The organism is Flavobacterium sp. GNP008, from assembly GCF_056428965.1.
In genome coordinates this window covers 375739-395285 of record NZ_JBWJVL010000001.1, presented here as the reverse complement: position 1 = coordinate 395285, position 19547 = coordinate 375739, and the positions used below count along the sequence as shown (strand labels likewise).

Genomic DNA, 19547 nt, shown 5'->3' with positions numbered 1-19547 from the left:
CAACAACATGACTAACATTGTTTTATTTGGAAAACCAGGAGCAGGTAAAGGGACTCAAGCAGAGTTTTTGAAAGAAAAATACAAATTAACACATATATCCACTGGTGATGTATTTCGTTTTAATTTAAAAAACGATACTGAACTTGGTAAGCAAGCAAGAGTATACATGGATGCGGGTGATTTAGTACCGGATGAATTGACTACAAAAATGCTTATTGATGAGGTGAACAAACATCCTGAGACGAATGGAGTTTTATTTGACGGCTATCCAAGAACAATATCGCAAGCTGAAGATTTAGATCGATTTCTAACTTCAATTGGGTCTAAAGTTGCCGCGACAATTGCCCTTGAAGCCGATGATGAAGTTTTAGTTCAACGGTTGTTAGAAAGAGGGAAAACAAGCGGTAGAATAGACGATCAAGATGAAGAGAAAATTAGAAATCGCTATCAGGAATACAACGAAAAAACAGCACCATTAATGGAGTATTATCAAACTCAAGGTAAATTCTATACTGTTAATGGAATAGGTTCCATTGCAGAGATTACCAAAAGAGTTAGTGAAGTGATTGATAATTTATAACAGTAAATTCCAGTAGTTCTTACGAGTCCTGGATGGTAAGTGGTTTTTTCAATAAAATTTTACTGCTTTCGGAACTACAGAATAGAAACTACAAACTACCGATTTCAAAAAAAAAATTAGAAATCACATTTTAATACATAAACGAATCAACTAAGAAATTGGAAATACTAATAATATTTTTTCTAATACTATTAAATGGGGTTTTCTCGATGTCAGAAATCGCATTGATTTCTGCACGAAAAAACAGATTAGAGACTGCAGCAAAAAAAGGGAATAAAAGTGCAAAAATTGCTTTAGACCTGGCGAATTCGCCAAATAAATTTTTGTCAACTGTACAAATCGGGATTACCTTAATAGGTATTCTTACGGGGATCTATAGTGGGGATAAAATAACCAAAGATGTTGAGGTATTTATAAAAGGATTCGAAGTACTAACTCCTTATGCACATCCTGTGGCAGTAGGATTAGTTGTGGTTGTGCTTACTTTTTTCTCTCTAGTGTTAGGGGAATTATTGCCAAAAAGACTAGGATTGAATCATCCAGAAGCAATAGCAAAAGCTGTAGCTTTACCGATGAAAGTAGTTTCAATCATAACCGCACCATTCATTTGGTTGCTAACACATTCAACTGATTTTTTACTGAATATTTTACAAATTAAGCCAACGGCAGACGGAAAAGTAACCGAAGAGGAAATAAAGGCGATTATTAAAGAAGGTACTGAAGGTGGTGAAGTTCAGGAAATAGAGCAAGATATTGTGGAACGTGTTTTTCACATTGGAGATAGAAAGATAAATTCATTGATGACACATAGGAAATCAGTGGTCTTTTTACCTTTTCATTCGGATAAAGAGCAGGTCAAAGATTTTATGCTCAAAGAGTTGCATTCTATTTATCCGGTTTATGGGGAAAATTATGACGATATTGTAGGAGTTGTTAATTTAAAAAATATTTTTGCTCATTTTGAGAATGAAAATTTTAATTTGGCTGATATAATGACCGAAGCTCCTTTTATGATGGAGCAAACCACGGCTTATATTGCTTTGGAAAATTTCAAAAAAACAGGTATACATTATGCATTTGTATCAGATGAATATGGTGTTTTCCAAGGAATAATTACATTGAATGATATTTTGGAAGCCTTGGTAGGAGATGCGTCTGATTTTTACAAGGATGATTTTCAACTGATAGAAAGAGAGGATGGTACGTGGTTAGTTGACGGGCATTATTCGTTACACGATTTCTTGACTTATTTTGAATTGGATGAATTAATCAATGATTATGAAGTCACTACGGTAAGTGGATTAATAATGACCGAGCTTTCTCATATTCCAAAACAAGGCGAGAAATTAATTTGGCAAAAATTTGAGTTAGAAGTCATAGATATGGATGGCGTGAAGATTGATAAAGTGATGGTGAAAGCACTTAAATAATAATACAAGCTTTTGGAGATAGGATTTGGGATTTAAGTACATGGGTGCTGAAACTAAATACTGCGACTGAATGCTGAATACTAAAAAAAATGACAGAAGGGAATTTTGTAGATTACGTTAAAATATATGTTTCTTCCGGCAAAGGAGGAAAAGGATCTACGCACTTGCATAGAGAAAAATTTATTGAAAAAGGTGGTCCTGATGGGGGTGATGGTGGTCGTGGTGGTCATGTTTTTTTGGTTGGTAACAAAGGTCTTTGGACATTGTTTCATCTTAAATTTGCACGTCATATCAAAGCTGGTAATGGTGGTGATGGGAGCGGAGATAGAAGTACGGGTGCTGATGGAGACGATAAATTTATCGAAGTTCCATTAGGAACGGTAGTAAAAGATAAAGAAACAGGAGAAATACTATTTGAAATTACCGAAGACGGTGAAAAACAAATTCTTTCTCGTGGAGGTAAAGGAGGGTTAGGAAACTGGCATTTTAGAAGTTCAACGAATCAGACACCAAGATATTCACAGCCTGGTTTACCAGGAGCAGAAATGGATGTGATTTTAGAACTTAAAGTATTGGCTGATGTCGGTTTAGTGGGTTTTCCTAACGCAGGTAAGTCAACATTGTTGTCAGTACTTACTTCAGCTAAACCCAAAATTGCAGATTATCCGTTTACTACCTTAAAGCCAAATCTTGGAATTGTTGCCTACAGAGATTTTCAATCTTTTGTAATCGCTGATATTCCCGGAATTATTGAAGGTGCTGCCGAAGGGAAAGGTTTAGGACATTATTTCTTGCGTCATATTGAACGTAATTCAACTTTATTATTTCTAGTTCCCGTGGATACGACAGATATTAAAGCCGAGTATGATATTTTAGTTAACGAATTGACAAAATACAATCCAGAGATGTTGGATAAAGAGCGTTTGTTAGTAATTTCAAAATGCGATATGCTCGATGATGAATTGAGAGCGGAACTTAAAGTAGAATTAGATGTCGCTTTCAAAGATATTCCGTACATGTTTATTTCTTCTGTTGCTCAACAAGGTTTGACAGAATTAAAAGACAAGTTGTGGAAAATGTTGAACGACTAATTTTCTTAAATTTCATAAAAAAAGGTGTTCTTTTAGAACACCTTTTTTATTGCTATAATTTGAATTAATTGCTATTATAGGTGTCAAATAAGAACTGTAATGTTTCAGGGACTGTATTAGCTATTATGTTGGGGATAGGAGTATCCGTATTAAGCCAGTTTTCTATAATTAACTCAAAATTATCACCTACTTCGTAAACTACTGGAACCCCCATTTTTTTTAGTGCTGCGGCATTACACTCTTGCTCGTAATGATTTCGTATAGGGATGCTAAGTATTTTTTTTCTAAGATACAATGCTTCTGCGGGTGTTTCAAATCCACCACCGGTTATGATGCCATGACAGTTGATTAAGCTTTGATTGAACTGTTTTTGATTCACAGGATAATAGGTGATGTTGCCAATGGTATGTTTGAGTTTTACATCATTCAAAAACCAGTGAAAATTAATCTCGGTGCGTTTATTAAAAGCCTTTTCTAAACAGTCTTTTTGGAAAGAAGGCAGATAAACGGTTATGTGTTTTAGATCTTTTGGTTCGGCTTCTATAATTTCATCTTTAATAATTGGAGGGAGAATGAAAGAATCATATTTCTCAAAATGCAATCCAATATACTGTGGAGAAGGTGCATAATGTTTTAAAATTATTTCTCCCACAAGACTTTTTTTCTCTGGTCTGGGGGTTGAATCTGAAGCAAAACTGGCTTGATGTCCAAGTTGTACGGAATGTACTTTCTGTAATTTACACGCAAGAGAAGTAATGGAATCAAAATCATTAATTACTACATCATAATTTTTTAAAGGCAGGGATTTCGCATCTTTAAACATCTGTAGTGGTCTAATATTTCTAGCAATATCTAAATAATTTAATCCACCACATTTACTATAGTGCAAGCTACACCCGTCGCTTTTGTATTTTATTGGTAAATCAATTTTTAGACTAGCATTATTTCCACTCATGAAAAAATCTACAGTGCCAAATTTTTGTAAATATGGGTAAAGTTGCATAGCCCTACTGATATGACCGTTGCCAGTTGCTTGAATTGCATAAAATATTTTCATGTGCTTTATTTAAATGGTATTGAATAGTAGTTTTTTTAAATTGATCTTTAAAATGAAATAGATTTTTATAAAGTAGCTGAATTAATTAGGACAGAATTTTGGTTACAATGTCATTCATAATTAATTCTTCTTTGTTATCATGGTGTATATAGTCCGTTTTATTGTATTGATAAATACTCCATTTTTCTTTTTTGTATTCCAATGCGGTAAGGTTTTCGACCCAGTCACCACTGTTTAAATACATAACTTTTCCATATTCGTTTTCTACTTCTCTCATTTGGGGTTTGTGAATGTGTCCGCAAACTACATAGCTGTATTTTTTTTGGATGGCAATTTCGGCGGCTGTAGTTTCAAAATTTGACACAAAAGAAACGGCTTTCTTTACACTGTCCTTAATCATTTTAGAATAGCTTCTTTTTTCTTTTCCTAAAAGGACTAAAACCCAATTGATAAAACTATTTATCAAAATCAATAAATCATAGCCTTTTCCGCCAAGTTTGGCCAATATTTTTGCATAGCCTTTTGTAGAAGAATCGAAAACATCTCCGTGAAAAATCCAGGTTTTTTTTCCGTCTAAGTCCAGAATTAATTTATCTGCCAATTCAAAATTCCCTAAAATAAAATCGGAATATTTTCTTAAAGCTTCATCATGATTTCCAGTAATATAAATAACCCGGGTTCCTTGATTGGACATTTTTATGATTTGTCGCAATACATTCATGTGTGAGGCGGGAAAATATCTTTTGGTAAAACTCCACATATCAATGATGTCTCCATTTAAAACCAGCATTTTTGGCTGAATCGATTTCAAATATTGCAGTAATTCGTTGGCTTGACAACCATATGTTCCTAAGTGTACATCGCTTAATACGACTAAAGGAATTTTTCTCTTTCTTTTCATAATTTGTTTTGACGAAATTAATTGCTCTGTGTTATGGTAATGTTTCTTATGTATTATTATTACACATTACACATATTGATTTGTTAACTTTTTTTAAGATTAAAAAAGCTGTTTAATACTTTAAATTTTCCTTATTTTTGAAGAATGAAACATTTTATACTAGTCTTTTTATTATTTCCTATTATGATTTGGTCTCAATCCAATTTTGAAAAAGCGGAAAAACTCTTCAAAGAGGAAAAGTATGAGCAGGCGCAAACCATATTTGAATCGGTTCTAAAAACGAATCCATCGGATCTAAAAACGATAGAGTATTTAGGAGATATTGCAGGCTTTTATAATTCTTGGGATAAAGCAATTGTTTATTATAAAAAGTTGAAAATAGTGAAGCCATCTGAAGCCAACTATTATTATAAATATGGGGGTGCGATGGGAATGAGAGCTAAAGAGAGCAGTAAATTTAAGGCGCTTGGGATGATTGCTGAAGTGAAAGCATCTTTTGAAAAGGCTATAAGTCTTAATCCAAAACACATAGACGCGCGCTGGGCTTTAATAGAATTGTATATTCAATTACCAGGTATTATTGGTGGGAGTGAAACTAAGGCGGTGAAATATTCTAATGAATTATTGCGATTATCTCCTGTTGATGGTTATTTGTCCAGAGGACATATTGAGGAATATTTCAAACGATATAAAGGGGCGGAACAGCAGTATAAAAAAGCAATCCTTGCCGGAGGTTCAAAAATAAGTTACCAAAAGCTAGCTAGCTTGTATAAGAATAAAATGAATGAAACTGAAAAGGCAAAATCTCTTTTAGAATCCTATAATAACAAAAAAGTTCAAAGTAATTTTTAATTCACTTGGACTGTAAAACCTTAAATTAAAACAATTAATGCGTACACATTTTATAGCTATCGGAGGAAGCGCCATGCACAATCTGGCTTTAGCATTACACAACAAAGGATATCAAGTTACGGGAAGTGACGACGCCATTTTTGAACCATCAAAATCAAGATTAGCTAAAAAAGGAATCTTGCCTTTAGAGTTGGGTTGGTTTGCTGAAAATATTACACAAGATATCGGAGCTGTTATTCTAGGAATGCATGCTAAAGCGGATAATCCAGAATTGCTGAAAGCACAACAACTAGGATTAAAAATATATTCTTATCCAGAATTTTTATACGAGCAATCCAAAAATAAAACTCGTGTCGTAATTGGTGGTTCTCATGGGAAAACAACCATAACCTCAATGATTTTGCATGTGATGCATTACCATGGTATAGCTTTAGATTACATGGTAGGAGCCCAACTGGAAGGATTTGATACGATGGTACATCTTACCGAGGAAAATGATTTTATCGTTCTAGAAGGGGATGAATATTTGTCTTCGCCGATAGACAGAAGGCCAAAGTTCCATTTGTATCAACCTAATATTGCTTTGATTTCTGGAATTGCTTGGGATCATATTAATGTTTTCCCTACCTATGAAAATTACGTAGAACAATTTGAAATTTTTATTGGTAAAATTACTAATGGAGGAATTCTCGTTTACAATGAAGATGATGCTGAAGTAAAACGTGTTTCCGAATCGGCTACGAATCCAATACGTAAATTAGCGTATCATACCCCAAAGTATTCTGTAAGTGATGGAATCACGCTCCTTGAGACACCAGAGGGCGATATGCCAATTGAAGTTTTTGGGGCACATAATCTTAATAATTTAGCTGGAGCCAAATGGATTTGCCAGAATATGGGAGTTGATGAAGCTGACTTTTACGAAGCGATTGCTAGTTTTAAAGGCGCATCAAAACGATTGGAAAAAATTGCGGAGAGTAAAACAAAAGTTGCCTACAAAGATTTTGCACATTCCCCAAGTAAAGTAGCAGCAACTACCAAAGCGGTTAAAGAACAATATCCAAACCGTACCTTAGTTGCTTGTTTAGAACTCCATACCTATAGTAGTTTGAATGCGGAATTCTTGAAAGAATATGAAGGCGCATTGGAGTTTGCTGATACCGCAGTGGTTTTTTATTCACCGGATGCAGTAAAAATTAAGCAATTGGAAGAAGTTTCGTATGAACAAATTGCAACGGCTTTCAATAGAAAAGATTTAATAATTTATACTAATCCCAAAGATTTCAAAGATTATTTATTTCATTTAAATTTAGAGAATTCAGCTTTATTGTTGATGAGTTCCGGGAATTATGGCGGGCTGAATTTTGATGAGGTTAAGGTATTGATACAATAATGAATTTATGAAGGACACCCTAAAAATTTTTAAAACCACCAGTGAAAATCCAGATTTTGTCAATTTGATAGCTAAATTAGACAAGAGCTTATGGGACCGATATCCAGAATTAAAAGTGGATTATTGGGGTAATAATATTTTGGAATTAAATCCAAATGTTATTGTTGTTTATGTCAAGGACAAGCCTGTAGCCTGCGGTTGTTTTAAGAAGTACGATAAAAGTTCAATTGAAATAAAACGGATGTTTGTTTCTCCAGAAGTGCGAGGAAAAGGTTTGGCTCAAGCTATTTTGAAAGAGTTAGAACTTTGGGCACAAGATTTTGGGTATTCGTTTTCTGTTTTGGAAACGTTATACAAACAAGAAGAAGCTATTGCGCTGTATCTAAAGGCCGGGTATGCTATAGTTGATAATTACGAACCCTATGTAGGTTTAAAAAACAGTATTTGTATGCGTAAACAACTTTAAACACTAAATGAATGGCCGAAAATCCCTTTTTTCCTATTACGAATTGGTCCGAAGAGGATAAGCCACGGGAGAAACTCATGCTAAAAGGCAAAAGTGTTTTGAGTGATGCGGAACTTATTGCCATCTTGATAGGTTCAGGAAGTAGGAACGAATCGGCGGTGGATTTAAGTAAACGCATTTTAGCAAGTGTCGATAATAACTTGAATGCACTGGGTAAATTATCCCTTTCACAATTGATGACTTTTAAAGGAATAGGGGAAGCAAAGGCAATTTCTATCCTAGCAGCTATGGAATTAGGTAGGCGAAGGCGTTCGGAAGGAGTAGTAGAATTAAAGAAAATTACTTCTAGTAAAATAATTTTTGATATTATGCAGCCTATTATTGGGGAACTGCCACATGAGGAATTTTGGATTATCTATTTAAATAATTCCAATAAAGTGATTTCAAAATCACAATTAAGTAAAGGTGGAATTACGGGGACATTAGTTGATGTCAGAATAGTTTTCAAAACGGCACTCGAAATGGGGGCCACAGCATTGGTATTGTGTCACAATCATCCTTCAGGAAGTTTAATTCCCAGTGATGCAGACAAGCATATTACAAGAAAGTTGAAGTTAGCAGGCGATAGTTTAGAAATAAAAGTATTGGATCATCTTATTATTACTGAAAACAGTTATTTCAGCTTTGCGGATGAAGGAATATTTTAAAATAAAAAAATGAAACACACACACATAAAAGACGTTTTTTTCGATTTAGATCATACGCTTTGGGACTTTGATAAAAATTCAGAGTTGACATTTGAAACTATTTTCAATAGTAAGCATCCAACCATTGAGACCAAAGAATTTATTGATAAATATGTGCCTATAAATCAAGCGTGTTGGAAATTATACCAGTACGATAAGATAACCCATGAAGAGTTGCGCTACAACCGATTGAAGTACTCTTTTGATGCAATGAATTATTCTATTTCTGATGAGGATATAGAAACGATTGCCACAGATTATATTCGTTTTTTACCGGATAATAATCATCTTTTTGATGGGACAATTGAAGTATTAGAGTATTTGAAACCGAAATATAACTTGCACATTATTACAAATGGTTTTGCAGAGGTTCAATTTAGAAAATTGAATAATTCAAAAATCGGAACTTATTTTCAGACTATAACTAATTCTGAAATGGCAGGAGTAAAAAAACCAAACCCTATTATATTTGATTACGCTTTAGATTTGGCTAATGCTCAAAAAGCCAATAGTATCATGATAGGAGATAGTTTAGACGCGGATGTTCAAGGCGCACTTGATGCGGGATTGGATGCTATTTATTTTAATGAGAGTAAAATGCTGGTTGAAGATCACATCAAACAAATTAATCATTTATTAGAACTTAAAAAATATTTGTAAATATGAAAAAGTTATTTATTACCCTATTAGTATTCGTTATTAATTGTTCTTATGCTCAATCAGTGAATGAGTATAAAGCTTTAATTGTTCCTTTAAAGTATGATTTTCTAAAAGGGGAGAATCAATATCGTTTGAATACATTAACCAAGTTTAATTTGAATAAAGCCGGTTTTAATTCGTTTTATAATAATGAGATAATTCCAACTGAATTTAATGATAGATGTAGTTTGTTATATGTGGATGTGGTAAAGGAAAAGTCTTTTTTAACAACAAAACTGTATATTACTTTCAAGGATTGTAATGGTAAAATGATTTTTCAATCAGGAACCGGTATGAGTAAAGAAAAAGAATACCAAGCTGCTTATACTGAGGCATTAAATAAAGCGTTTCAATCAGTCAATGATTTACAATATACATATACTGGAACTGCAGTTACAAAAATTCAGCCAAAGGCGTTGCAAGAAATAAGTACAACCGTAACGGCTTCGCTTGCTGAGGTTGAAAAAACGTTACGAACGGGGACTAATGTAATAAATAAGACAGATGTTAACGTGCTTTATGCGCAACCTACTACTACCGGCTATCAATTAATAGACAGTACGCCAAAAGTTATTATGAAAGTATTTAACACTTCTAATAAAGAATGTTACATCGCATACAAAGGAAATATTCAGGGAGTTTTAGTCAGTAAAAATAGCCAGTGGTATTTTGAATATTTTCAAAACGATAAATTATGGTCTGAAAGTGTCACCATAAAGTTTTAGAGTTGAAACGTTAAATAATTAAAATTTATAGAAAGAAATTGTATTGATTTCTCCCATGATTTCTTTTGAATTATTAATATCCATATTTATTTTTCCAGCGATTTTTAAGAAATTCTCGTATTGTATTTTCTCTGGAATTAGTGCCGGGAGTATATATTGGTTTATTAGTTAATCCTTCAGGCAGGAATTCCTGCTCTGCAAAATTATTGTTATAATCATGTGCGTATTTGTATTCTTCGCCATATCCTAATTCCTTCATTAATTTAGTTGGCGCATTTCGAAGGTGAATAGGGACAGGTAAATCTCCAGTTTGTTTTACGAGTTGTTGTGCGGTTCCAATGGCTAAATAAGAGGTATTGCTTTTAGGGGATGTCGCTAAGTATATGGCACATTGACTCAATATAATTCTACTTTCAGGATAACCAATAATTGCAACGGCCTGAAATGTATTGTTGGCCATAATAAAAGCAGTAGGATTTGCATTTCCAATATCTTCACTGCTAAGAATAAGCATTCTTCGGGCAATAAATTTTACATCTTCGCCACCTTCAATCATTCTGGCAAGCCAATATATAGCGCCGTTAGGGTCACTACCGCGAATCGATTTTATAAAAGCAGATACAATGTCATAATGTTGTTCGCCTGTTTTGTCATATAAAACTGTGTTTTGTTGTACTAAATTAAAAACTAGATCGTTAGTGATTACAATTTCGTCTTCATCAGATGCATTTACCACAAGTTCGAAAATATTTAATAGCTTACGTCCATCTCCACCGGAAAGTCGTAATAAGGCTTCTGTTTCGTTCAGTTTAATGTTTTTTCTCAACAAATAGGGGTCTGTTTTCATAGCTCGGTCTAGTAATAATTTTAAGTCTTTTTTGGTAAAAGCATTTAAAACATAAACTTGACAACGGGAAAGTAAAGCAGGAATAACTTCAAAACTTGGGTTTTCGGTAGTGGCACCGATAAGTGTAATCCACCCTTTTTCAACGGCTGCTAGTAGTGAATCTTGTTGTGATTTGCTGAAACGATGAATCTCATCGATGAATAAAATAGGATTTTTAGCGGTAAATAAACCACCGCTTTGCTTGGCTTTTTCAATCACATCACGAATATCTTTAACCCCGGAATTGATAGCACTTAAAATATAAAACGGTCGCTTTGATTCCTGTGCGATAATTTGTGCCAAAGTTGTTTTCCCCGTTCCTGGTGGCCCCCAAAAAATTAAAGACGGAATGATTCCTTTTGCAATTTGTTGTGTCAAAGAGCCATTTGGTCCTACCAAGTGAGATTGACTGATGTAGTCTTCTAATTTTTGTGGTCGTATGCGTTCTGCAAGTGGTGCTTCCATGATGTAAAATTACTATTTTTCAAACTGAACTCGTTTTAGTTTCTAATTTTTTTTGCAGCTATTTCCAGCTGTTCACTATATCTTTTTATCTCGTTAAAAAAAAACGAGATAAAAAGGATGCCGTTTCCATCTGGGCTAGGCATACTAATTTAAAAATATTTTTTTAATTTTAGTATGACAAAAATAGCTTTAGATTACTTTTGGAGAAGTTTCTAATTTTAATTAAGCTAGAACACGAAATCTAACACTTATAATGGATAATCATTTCAAATTTACTAATTCAGTTATCGGACTTCCGCTGTTTTTTGTGGTGTTGCTGTGGTTTGTTTTTTGGCTGGAAATCCGATTCGATTTTGACTTTGTGCAAAATGGTATTTATCCAAGAACTTTTTCAGGTTTACAAGGTGTTTTTCTAAGCCCATTTATTCATGCTGATATGGAGCATCTGTATAATAATTCAATTCCGTTATTAATTTTATTGGCTGCAGTACAATTTTTTTATGCAAATCTGTCTGTTAGGATCATTGTTTTTGGAATTTTATTTTCAGGAATGATAACTTGGGTTGTTGGTAGGGAAAATTTCCATATTGGTGCTAGCGGTTTGGTTTATGTTTTGGTGAGTTTTATTTTTTTTAAAGGCATTCAAACAAAATATTATCGCTTGGTTGCTTTATCGCTATCAGTGATTGTAATTTATGGTGGTTTAATTTGGTATGCTTTTCCGGAAGTAGATGATAAAGTTTCTTGGGAAGGTCACTTAGCTGGATTGATTACGGGTTTTTGTCTTTCTTTAATTTATAAAACACCAGAGTACAAAAAGATAATCAAATACGATTGGGAAAAAGCAGAATACAATCCATGCGAAGATAAATTCATGCAGCGATTTGATGCCAATGGAAACTTTGTTAATTTACCAAAAGTTGAAGATGTTGACGAACAGCAGGGATTGTAAACATAATATATTTCAATTTTAGATAAATTACCAAGTTGATGCAAAAAAAAATGAACCATAACCGAAGTCATAATTCATTTTATAAGAAGTTAATGTAATAAAATTCTAAGCTCGCTGTCTGACCGCTTCGTATAAAAAAGCGCCACAAGCCACTGATACATTTAAGGAGCCAATGGTTCCAAACATAGGAAGTTTTGCTTTTTCATCCACAATTTTAAGAACGGAAGGATTTACACCGCGATCTTCAGATCCCATAATTATCGCTACAGGTTCATTTAATGAAATGTCATATATAGTTTGATCTGTTTTTTCCGTTGCAGCTACAGTTTTTATACCACTAGCTTGTAAAAGAAAAATAGCATCTTTGATGTGTTCTACTTTGCAAATAGGAATGTTGAATACGGCGCCTGCGGATGTTTTTACAGTATCGCCATTGACAGGAGCTGATCCTGCTTTTTGAACAATGATTCCATTTACTCCAGTACATTCGGCTGTTCGAATTATTGCACCAAAATTACGGGCATCCGATATTTGATCCAAAATTAAAAACAATGGTTTCTTTCCATTCTCTATTACGGATTCAATCAAAGATTCTAAATCAAAAAAGGAAATTGGCGAGATAGTCGCCACCGCACCTTGGTGATTATTTGGGGTTAATCTATTTAGTTTTTCAACAGGAACATACGAAAAGTTAATATTGCCACGCTTCATTACTTTCATCAAGTCTTTCATTAGCTCGCTGCTCGCTTCCTTTTGAATATAGACTTTATCCACTGTTGCGCCTGCTTGAATAGCTTCAATAATTGCTCTAATCCCGAATATTTGATGTTCTTTTTCCATGCTGCAAATATATAAAAAAAAACCACCCCAAAAAATGGGATGGTTTTTAATAACAGAATTCTGAAATTAATTATGTACAGGCGTTTTCGTGATAATAGAAGGTAAAGGTTTCGGAGTATTTGGATTCGCATTGACTTCTACTTGAGGGTATAAGAAACGTTCTGGTGTTCCCGTATTACCCGTTTTTAATTGAATTTGAGCCAAATTATTGGATCTTCCAAAATCATTATAACTTTCATAATTAGCCATAAAATAAATGTATCTTTCTTGGAATATTTCTCTTAATAATGCATTTTGAGCAGTAAGAGTTCCGGAAGTATTCTCTATGCCTGTAGGAGCAAAATCAAGTGCTGTGTAAGGTGCGTAGCTAAATCCTTCGCCGTCATAGCCATCATTAGCTACCCCAATTGAATAACCGGTGTTTAGTAAAGTTCTATAATTATTATAGGAAACTAATCCAGTCACAAAGGATGTTCTTGCGTCAACTTCAGCAATTATTAGTAGCATTTCTCCATAGGTTACCATAGGTAATGGAGAGTCACTTCCGAATTTTCCGTTAGTTCCTCCATAATCTGAACCATAGATATTTAAGCCATATGGATCGAAGTATTCTTGATTGTATGTAAATGCATATCTTGCTGATTCATCAGTTTTTGCATTACCTCTATATAAAGACGAAGAAGGATCTAATATTCTAGCAGCATAACTGTCTCCAGACATATAATCATCTCTGTCGTAAACTAGGAAGGAATAGAATGGGTTAAAATTTTGAGCATATGAATTTCCAAATATGGCTTTGAAATCATCACTAGCAGTATTGATACCTAAAAGTGCATTTGCTTTAGCTTTTGCATAATCTTTTACGTGAATATAGTATCTGGCCTTTAGTGAATAGGCTAATCGCAACCATTTTGATGCATTTCCAGCGTAATAGATATCTTTTGCAGCAGGAATTCCCTTTCCTTTAGTTGAACTAAGATTAGTTATAGCGTTATCTAATAAAGTTTGGATATTACTATAAATAGCAGCTTGCGAATCGTATTTTGGGGTTAAATTATTTCCTGTAATGTCCAGTTCAGAATACGGGACGTCACCCCATAAGGCAGTTACGGTTCCTATACAATGTGCTTCTATTACCTGGGCGGCCCCTTTTAGTTTGGGATTCAATTCTTTGTCCGCTTTAGCTACAGTTATTTTTGCTTGAGTGATGCAATTTACATATGCATTATTCCAAGTGTCATCAAATGCAGATGCAGTGGTATTGTTCCAGTTATTTAGAGCAATATATTGTCTGTTTTCTCCTTTAGCTTGGTTTAACCAAATCATTACTTCTCTGGTACTTGAACTGGTTTGAAAAAATTGATTGGCTAAAAGTACTCCTTGAAATAAGTTTGTAGCGTCACTATCAGACAAGTTATCTGGATCTACATTAATGTTGTCTACGTAATCAGTACAACTAAATATAGTTGTAATTAGTACGCATAGACTTGCTGTTTTTAAAAATATATTTTTCATTTTTTTAGAATTTTAAGTTTACGCTAAATAACAATGACTTAGAGTTTGGACTATTGAAATATTGTAATCCTCTTCCGTTTGAACCTCCTGTAAGATTAGTTTCCGGATCTTGGCCTAGGTCTTTTGCTTCTGTCCATAACCATAAATTTCTACCTGTTCCAGAGAAAGTAATACTTTCAACTCCTATTTTAGTGTCTTTAAATTTCAATAAATAAGATAAAGTTAATTCCCTCCATTTTACCCAAGATGCCGATTTGATAAATTGTTCAGAAACGGGACCAAAACCACCTCCAACACTCTGATACCAGGTTTGATCAAGGAAAACGGGTCCTGCTCCAAAATCACGGATATTTCCCCTTACTGTACCTATAGGTATAGTAGCCCCATTGTAGTTTACCAATGGAGTTGTTAAAGTAGACTCGTTTGCGGTTTCCCAAGTTCTACCAAAGTTGTTTAAGGCACCATTAGTTCCGTCCCATAATTCTCCTCCAATTGAAGCATCAAATAAGGTGCTCAATTTAAAGTTTTTGTATGATACTGAAGTTCCAATTGCTCCTCTCCAATTTGGGTTAGGATCTCCTATTACACCTTCAGATAAAGCAACTGTTGGGAAACCATTGGCGTCTAATATCATAGTTCCATTTGTGTCTCTGTCAAATTTCCCGCCCCAAAGCACACCAAGGGGTTGTCCTAATACGGCACGAGAAGAGGATCCTGTAAAACCATTTAAAAACAATGATTCAGTACCTTCTAGTTGTGTTACTTCATTCCTATTCATACTCCAGTTACCAAAAATATTCCATTTTACAGCTGAATTAGAAGACAGGATATTAGCATCAAAATCAATTTCAATTCCTTTGTTTTGGATTGTTGCAAAATTACCATACAGCGTGCTAAAAGTTGAACTACCATTCAAAGGAACGTCTACGAGTAAATCTTTAGTTTCATTTGTATAGTAGGTTGCGTTTAATTTAATTCTATTAAAGAATTCTAAATCGGTACCAATTTCAAATTCTGTTTTTATTTCAGGTTTTAAGTTCGGATTTCCTCCTGTGGCCGATCTTTGAAAAGAACCATTGTATACTCCAGAGTCATAAGCGGGTCCATACCCTTCAGCTCCAACAGCAGAGTTGAAATAAGTTATTCCTGCATATGGTCTAGGAATAGAGGCTATTTGTCCAAATGTTAAACGAAGTTTTCCATCGGTAAGTACTTTGTTTTCTAAATTTTTTGTGAATTTATATCCAAATTCTGCTGTAGGATAAAAATAAACTTTCAAATTTGGGTCGTAACTAGAAGAGGTTTCAAAACGTCCACCTAAAGTTAAGAATAGATAATCCTTATAATCAAAGGCTGCAGAAAAATAAGCACCACTAAGTTTTGAGTATGTTCTATCTAAAAATGTTGTTTTGTCATTAATCAGTGCGTTGTCGTATGAAAACGTATTGGTGTCAATTAAAAAGTTTTTGTATGTTCCGCCTCTTTGATCATATTTCGTTTCAGCAAAATTAATTCCAGCTAAGTAGTTAAGGCCTACATTGTCATTCACTTTTAAGTCTCCTAACGCCATAAAGTCCACATTGTATTGTTGGAAATCAGTAACACTTTCGCTAGCGCTACCATTTCCTGCATTTTCAGAGGAGTTCATTGGAAACATGGTAATTCTTTTGTCGCTATACCCATCTAAACCAACCCTTGCTAGTAAAGATAACCAGTCTTTAACCTCATGCTTTAATTCGAATCCTGCTATGTAGCGATCAACAGTATTTGGATTTTTTTGTATATCCGTTGTCCAAAGTGGATTGTTATAACTAGGATTTAAATCCGTGTCAAAAGTTCCCGTATCTTGTCGATAGGCTCTTTGGCTGTTAAATGATGGAACTCCAGTAGCACTAAAATTAGTCCCTATAAAATCCCTATTGTCAAAATCAGCAGGGGTTCTGTATAGTCCTAAATATAGCCCACTTAAATTAGAACCTGTTTGAATTCTATTCGAATTGGAAGACGAATAACCAAATTTACTTTTAAACGTAGTTTTGTCTCCAATTTTAGACTCACTTGTAAAATCTATACTTGTTCTTTCATAATCAGAATTTCTAACGATACCATCTTGTTTGGTACTTCCTACTCCTAGGTAAAAGTTAGTGTTCTCTCCACCACCACTAATTCCTATGTGATTGTCTATAGAAAATCCATCTCCAATAACTGAATCCATGTTGGAGTCATTAAAGTTGGCAGTACTTCTTTTACCACCTGAAGCTATTGGATAAATAGTATTTCCATTATTAGAAAGAAAAGAGCGTGCTGTAGTATTAAATACATCAAGTCCACCTGCTCTTGCAGAAATTTTGTCCCCAAAAGAGTTGGCATTGTTTCTCGTCCAAGCACCATTTGTACCTTGTCCAAAACGATCTTGAAGGCTCATTCGGATGTTAACTTTATCAAAAGAAACAGTTGAATTTACATTTACAGATATTTTCCCTTTTTTTCCTTTTTTAGTTTTAATAAGCACTACGCCATTGGCTGCTCTATATCCCCAGAGTGCTGCTGCAGAAGCACCTTTTAGTACTTCCACTGATTCTACATCATTTGGGTTGATATCGTTCATCCTACTTTGTTGTCCTACACCATCTACCGTACTTCCTATTTCGTCACTTGAAATCGGTATACCATCGATAACGAATAAAGGTTGTGTTGAACCAGTTATGGAATTTTGTCCTCTAATTTGGATATAAGCTCCAGATCCTGGATCACCAGAATTAGAAACAATACTGACACTAGATGCTTTAGCCGATAATCCTTTTAAAAGTGAGGTTTCACCAGAATTTGTTAAGGCAGTACCTTTTACTTTTGAGTAGGCAGATGCAGATTGATTTTTCTTTACTTCCACTCCTAAAGCATTGATAACAACACCTTCTAGTTCTACTGAATCATCTGCCATCTTTACATTCATCGTAGCTGAACTAGCTGTCATTTCTTGGGTTTTCATCCCAATGTAGCTGAAGATTAAAACTTGGGAAGAGGTTGCTTTGATAGAATATTTTCCGTCAAAATCAGTTTGTGTCCCAGATTTAGTCCCTTTTACTAATACACTCACACCTGGTAAAGGCATTCCTGCATTGTCAGAAACAACACCTGAAACAGATCTTTCTTGCGCAAAAGTTAATTGCACAATCAGTACTAAAAGAAGTACTAGGAATCCATTGAACTTTAGTTTCATTTTGTATAATTTTTGATTAGTTGCATCAAAAATCATAATTAATTGTTAATATTCCTAATGTTTCAGTAATTATTACTTAATGTTTAAACTTTTAACATAAATTTTTTTAAATAAAACTGTATTTCTAATTTAAACTTCTATTCAAATTAAATATTTTTAATACTATCTCAATTAAAAATGGATAAAAAAAAACAGTAGTAAACTTTTGTTTACTACTGTCTGTATTTTTAAGAATCTATCTCAATTTTTTAAGTACTGAGAAGTGATTTAATGATAATTAGAATTTATCCCAGAAGATTTTTGATGTTAATTTATCTCCACCTGTAACCGTTGCAGCAGCAGCATTTAAATTGGTTGCATTAACTGTAGCTTCACCAGCAGGATAAGTTAATCTTGTAGGAACAGATTTTATATCGTTGTAAGTTGTTGCTGGAACTACTAATACTGGAAAATCTAATCTTCTCCATGAATTCCATGCTTCAAAGCCTCTGTTGTATAAAGCAATCCACGCTTGCTCTCCAATACTTTTTTTCCAAGCTGCAGTTGATGTACCATTATACGGATTAGCTATTAAATAAGCTGTAGCATCAGTAGAGGTGACACCCCAGCTATTCATAGAAGCTGAAACAGCGTTGTTGTAATGCGCTGCGGCTACTCCAGCGGCAGCAATACCTCTTGCAGCTGCTTCTGCTAACAAAAATTCTTGTTCACTGTATGCAAGTATAGTTCCTGGGAATGTTGGTGCTAAAAGCGTATTGTTCACTGTAGAAAAGTTAGTATAGCTATTAGATGATCCGTATATTCCTCCTTTATATATAGTTGTACCTGGAGCAAATGTGAAATATTTAGCTCTTCTAGGATCAGATAATGCTTCTAATTTATTAACAAAAGTATCGGCAATAACAAAATCTTTTCTTCCACTTGCAACTAAATCAACAAATAATGGATTTGCATTAGGTTGCGCTCCTAAATAAACCAAATTAGCATCATCACTATTACTTATCATAACTCCAGCATTAATAGCAGCTGTAGCTTGTGTAGATGCATAAGTAGCATCTACATCAGACATGTTTACAGCAAGTCTTAATCTTAGCGTATTTGCAAATTTTTTCCATTTTGAAGTATTACCTCCATATATTAGATCTGCAGAACCAAAGCTACCTTCTGAGGTGTTTAATAAAGCCTGAGCAGCAGTTAATCTAACAATAAGATCTTTGTATATAGTTTGTGCATCATCGTACTTAGGTAATGGATGCCCTTCTATGTCTAGAGCTTCTGTGTACGGAACATTTCCAAAACTATCTACTAGCACACTAAAAGTGTAAGCATTCATAATTTCAATGACAGCTTTTTTATTAGCTAAAACAGCACCTTCACTTGGTCCAGCAGTAACAACCTTATTAAGTAGTACAGTCGACTCTTTAAAATCTCTTAGTACATCTCTATATAATGCTGTAAAGTGAGTGTCAGGAATAGGTCTGGTAGTCAAATTATACTGACTTTCGTCTGGATAAGTAGTCTCTGTCCATTGTTGAACTAACATTCTGAAAACATTTCTGTTTACAGAAGCGTTTACCATTTGGTCTACTAAAGCCTTTTGTGCATTTGTAAATAAATACTCGGGTTTAGCAGTTGTTGGATTTTTCGTGTCTGTATTTAGACCAGTTATATCATCAGTACATGATACGGTTAGTGCTAAAAACGTGAATAATAAAACTATTTTTTTCAT

The 19547-nt window shown here is 34.2% G+C and carries 17 protein-coding genes; 10 read left to right on the top strand and 7 right to left on the bottom strand.

Annotation, left to right across the window (positions count from 1 at the left end):
- Positions 1-7 precede the first annotated feature (7 nt).
- From AC0608_RS01860 to obgE, 3 genes are all read left to right on the top strand, one after another.
- Complete coding sequence (locus AC0608_RS01860; RefSeq protein ID WP_417990329.1) at positions 8-580, top strand: adenylate kinase; 573 nt, start codon at positions 8-10, stop codon at positions 578-580.
- Positions 581-738: 158 nt separating this feature from the next.
- Positions 739-2010: a hemolysin family protein gene (locus tag AC0608_RS01855; RefSeq protein WP_417961135.1), complete on the top strand. Its 1272-nt coding sequence runs from the start codon at positions 739-741 to the stop codon at positions 2008-2010.
- 89 nt (positions 2011-2099) lie between these two features.
- A complete protein-coding gene (obgE, locus tag AC0608_RS01850) occupies positions 2100-3101 on the top strand; it encodes a GTPase ObgE (protein WP_417961133.1) in 1002 nt (333 codons plus the stop codon).
- 64 nt (positions 3102-3165) lie between these two features.
- On the opposite strand, the gene AC0608_RS01845 is transcribed toward obgE, so the two are convergent.
- Both AC0608_RS01845 and AC0608_RS01840 read right to left on the bottom strand, forming a co-directional pair.
- Positions 3166-4158, bottom strand: coding sequence for a glycosyltransferase family protein (locus AC0608_RS01845; RefSeq protein ID WP_478287937.1), 993 nt, complete (start codon positions 4156-4158; stop codon positions 3166-3168).
- 85 nt (positions 4159-4243) lie between these two features.
- Entirely contained in the window at positions 4244-5059 is an 816-nt protein-coding gene (locus AC0608_RS01840; protein ID WP_478287936.1) for a UDP-2,3-diacylglucosamine diphosphatase, read from the bottom strand.
- A gap of 144 nt (positions 5060-5203) precedes the next feature.
- On the opposite strand from AC0608_RS01840, the gene AC0608_RS01835 reads away from it, so the two are divergent.
- Genes AC0608_RS01835 through AC0608_RS01810 form a run of 6 tightly spaced genes read left to right on the top strand, consistent with a single transcriptional unit; the run spans position 5204 to position 9940 of the window.
- Complete coding sequence (locus tag AC0608_RS01835) at positions 5204-5911, top strand: tetratricopeptide repeat protein (protein WP_417961127.1); 708 nt, start codon at positions 5204-5206, stop codon at positions 5909-5911.
- A gap of 37 nt (positions 5912-5948) precedes the next feature.
- On the top strand, positions 5949-7304 hold the full coding sequence (locus AC0608_RS01830; RefSeq protein ID WP_478287935.1) for a UDP-N-acetylmuramate--L-alanine ligase: 1356 nt from the start codon (positions 5949-5951) through the stop codon (positions 7302-7304).
- Positions 7305-7311: 7 nt separating this feature from the next.
- A complete protein-coding gene (locus AC0608_RS01825) occupies positions 7312-7770 on the top strand; it encodes a GNAT family N-acetyltransferase (RefSeq protein WP_478287934.1) in 459 nt (152 codons plus the stop codon).
- Positions 7771-7781: 11 nt separating this feature from the next.
- Positions 7782-8477, top strand: coding sequence for a RadC family protein (radC, locus tag AC0608_RS01820; RefSeq protein WP_478287933.1), 696 nt, complete (start codon positions 7782-7784; stop codon positions 8475-8477).
- 9 nt (positions 8478-8486) lie between these two features.
- The gene (locus tag AC0608_RS01815; RefSeq protein WP_417961119.1) at positions 8487-9176 is read left to right on the top strand and encodes a YjjG family noncanonical pyrimidine nucleotidase; all 690 of its coding nucleotides are present in this window, start codon (positions 8487-8489) and stop codon (positions 9174-9176) included.
- A gap of 2 nt (positions 9177-9178) precedes the next feature.
- Positions 9179-9940 (top strand): hypothetical protein, encoded by a 762-nt coding sequence (locus tag AC0608_RS01810; protein ID WP_478287932.1) that lies wholly within the window; start codon positions 9179-9181, stop codon positions 9938-9940.
- Between the two features lie 73 nt (positions 9941-10013).
- Here the strand turns inward: AC0608_RS01810 and AC0608_RS01805 are convergent, their stop codons facing one another.
- Positions 10014-11291, bottom strand: coding sequence for a replication-associated recombination protein A (locus tag AC0608_RS01805; RefSeq protein WP_478287931.1), 1278 nt, complete (start codon positions 11289-11291; stop codon positions 10014-10016).
- Between the two features lie 253 nt (positions 11292-11544).
- On the opposite strand from AC0608_RS01805, the gene AC0608_RS01800 reads away from it, so the two are divergent.
- Positions 11545-12243 (top strand): rhomboid family intramembrane serine protease, encoded by a 699-nt coding sequence (locus tag AC0608_RS01800; RefSeq protein ID WP_417961114.1) that lies wholly within the window; start codon positions 11545-11547, stop codon positions 12241-12243.
- Positions 12244-12348: 105 nt separating this feature from the next.
- Here the strand turns inward: AC0608_RS01800 and rlmB are convergent, their stop codons facing one another.
- The 4 genes from rlmB to AC0608_RS01780 all read right to left on the bottom strand — a co-directional run bounded on the left by rlmB (position 12349) and on the right by AC0608_RS01780 (position 19547).
- Positions 12349-13083: a 23S rRNA (guanosine(2251)-2'-O)-methyltransferase RlmB gene (rlmB, locus tag AC0608_RS01795; protein WP_417961112.1), complete on the bottom strand. Its 735-nt coding sequence runs from the start codon at positions 13081-13083 to the stop codon at positions 12349-12351.
- Positions 13084-13149: 66 nt separating this feature from the next.
- Complete coding sequence (locus tag AC0608_RS01790) at positions 13150-14598, bottom strand: SusD/RagB family nutrient-binding outer membrane lipoprotein (RefSeq protein WP_478287930.1); 1449 nt, start codon at positions 14596-14598, stop codon at positions 13150-13152.
- A 4-nt stretch (positions 14599-14602) separates the two neighbouring features.
- Positions 14603-17818: a SusC/RagA family TonB-linked outer membrane protein gene (locus AC0608_RS01785; RefSeq protein WP_417961108.1), complete on the bottom strand. Its 3216-nt coding sequence runs from the start codon at positions 17816-17818 to the stop codon at positions 14603-14605.
- A 277-nt stretch (positions 17819-18095) separates the two neighbouring features.
- Entirely contained in the window at positions 18096-19547 is a 1452-nt protein-coding gene (locus tag AC0608_RS01780) for a SusD/RagB family nutrient-binding outer membrane lipoprotein (RefSeq protein WP_478287929.1), read from the bottom strand.

Bases quoted from the DNA above. Each gene is read 5' to 3' on its own strand.
- AC0608_RS01815 (WP_417961119.1), top strand. From the start codon at position 8,487: ATGAAACACACACACATAAAAGACGTTTTTTTCGATTTAGATCATACG.
- AC0608_RS01825 (WP_478287934.1), top strand. From the start codon at position 7,312: ATGAAGGACACCCTAAAAATTTTTAAAACCACCAGTGAAAATCCAGAT.
- obgE (WP_417961133.1), top strand. From the start codon at position 2,100: ATGACAGAAGGGAATTTTGTAGATTACGTTAAAATATATGTTTCTTCC.
- AC0608_RS01830 (WP_478287935.1), top strand. From the start codon at position 5,949: ATGCGTACACATTTTATAGCTATCGGAGGAAGCGCCATGCACAATCTG.
- AC0608_RS01810 (WP_478287932.1), top strand. From the start codon at position 9,179: ATGAAAAAGTTATTTATTACCCTATTAGTATTCGTTATTAATTGTTCT.
- AC0608_RS01785 (WP_417961108.1), bottom strand. From the start codon at position 17,818: ATGAAACTAAAGTTCAATGGATTCCTAGTACTTCTTTTAGTACTGATT.
- AC0608_RS01780 (WP_478287929.1), bottom strand. From the start codon at position 19,547: ATGAAAAAAATAGTTTTATTATTCACGTTTTTAGCACTAACCGTATCA.
- AC0608_RS01805 (WP_478287931.1), bottom strand. From the start codon at position 11,291: ATGGAAGCACCACTTGCAGAACGCATACGACCACAAAAATTAGAAGAC.
- AC0608_RS01845 (WP_478287937.1), bottom strand. From the start codon at position 4,158: ATGAAAATATTTTATGCAATTCAAGCAACTGGCAACGGTCATATCAGT.
- AC0608_RS01790 (WP_478287930.1), bottom strand. From the start codon at position 14,598: ATGAAAAATATATTTTTAAAAACAGCAAGTCTATGCGTACTAATTACA.
- radC (WP_478287933.1), top strand. From the start codon at position 7,782: ATGGCCGAAAATCCCTTTTTTCCTATTACGAATTGGTCCGAAGAGGAT.
- rlmB (WP_417961112.1), bottom strand. From the start codon at position 13,083: ATGGAAAAAGAACATCAAATATTCGGGATTAGAGCAATTATTGAAGCT.
- AC0608_RS01835 (WP_417961127.1), top strand. From the start codon at position 5,204: ATGAAACATTTTATACTAGTCTTTTTATTATTTCCTATTATGATTTGG.
- AC0608_RS01800 (WP_417961114.1), top strand. From the start codon at position 11,545: ATGGATAATCATTTCAAATTTACTAATTCAGTTATCGGACTTCCGCTG.
- AC0608_RS01840 (WP_478287936.1), bottom strand. From the start codon at position 5,059: ATGAAAAGAAAGAGAAAAATTCCTTTAGTCGTATTAAGCGATGTACAC.
- AC0608_RS01860 (WP_417990329.1), top strand. From the start codon at position 8: ATGACTAACATTGTTTTATTTGGAAAACCAGGAGCAGGTAAAGGGACT.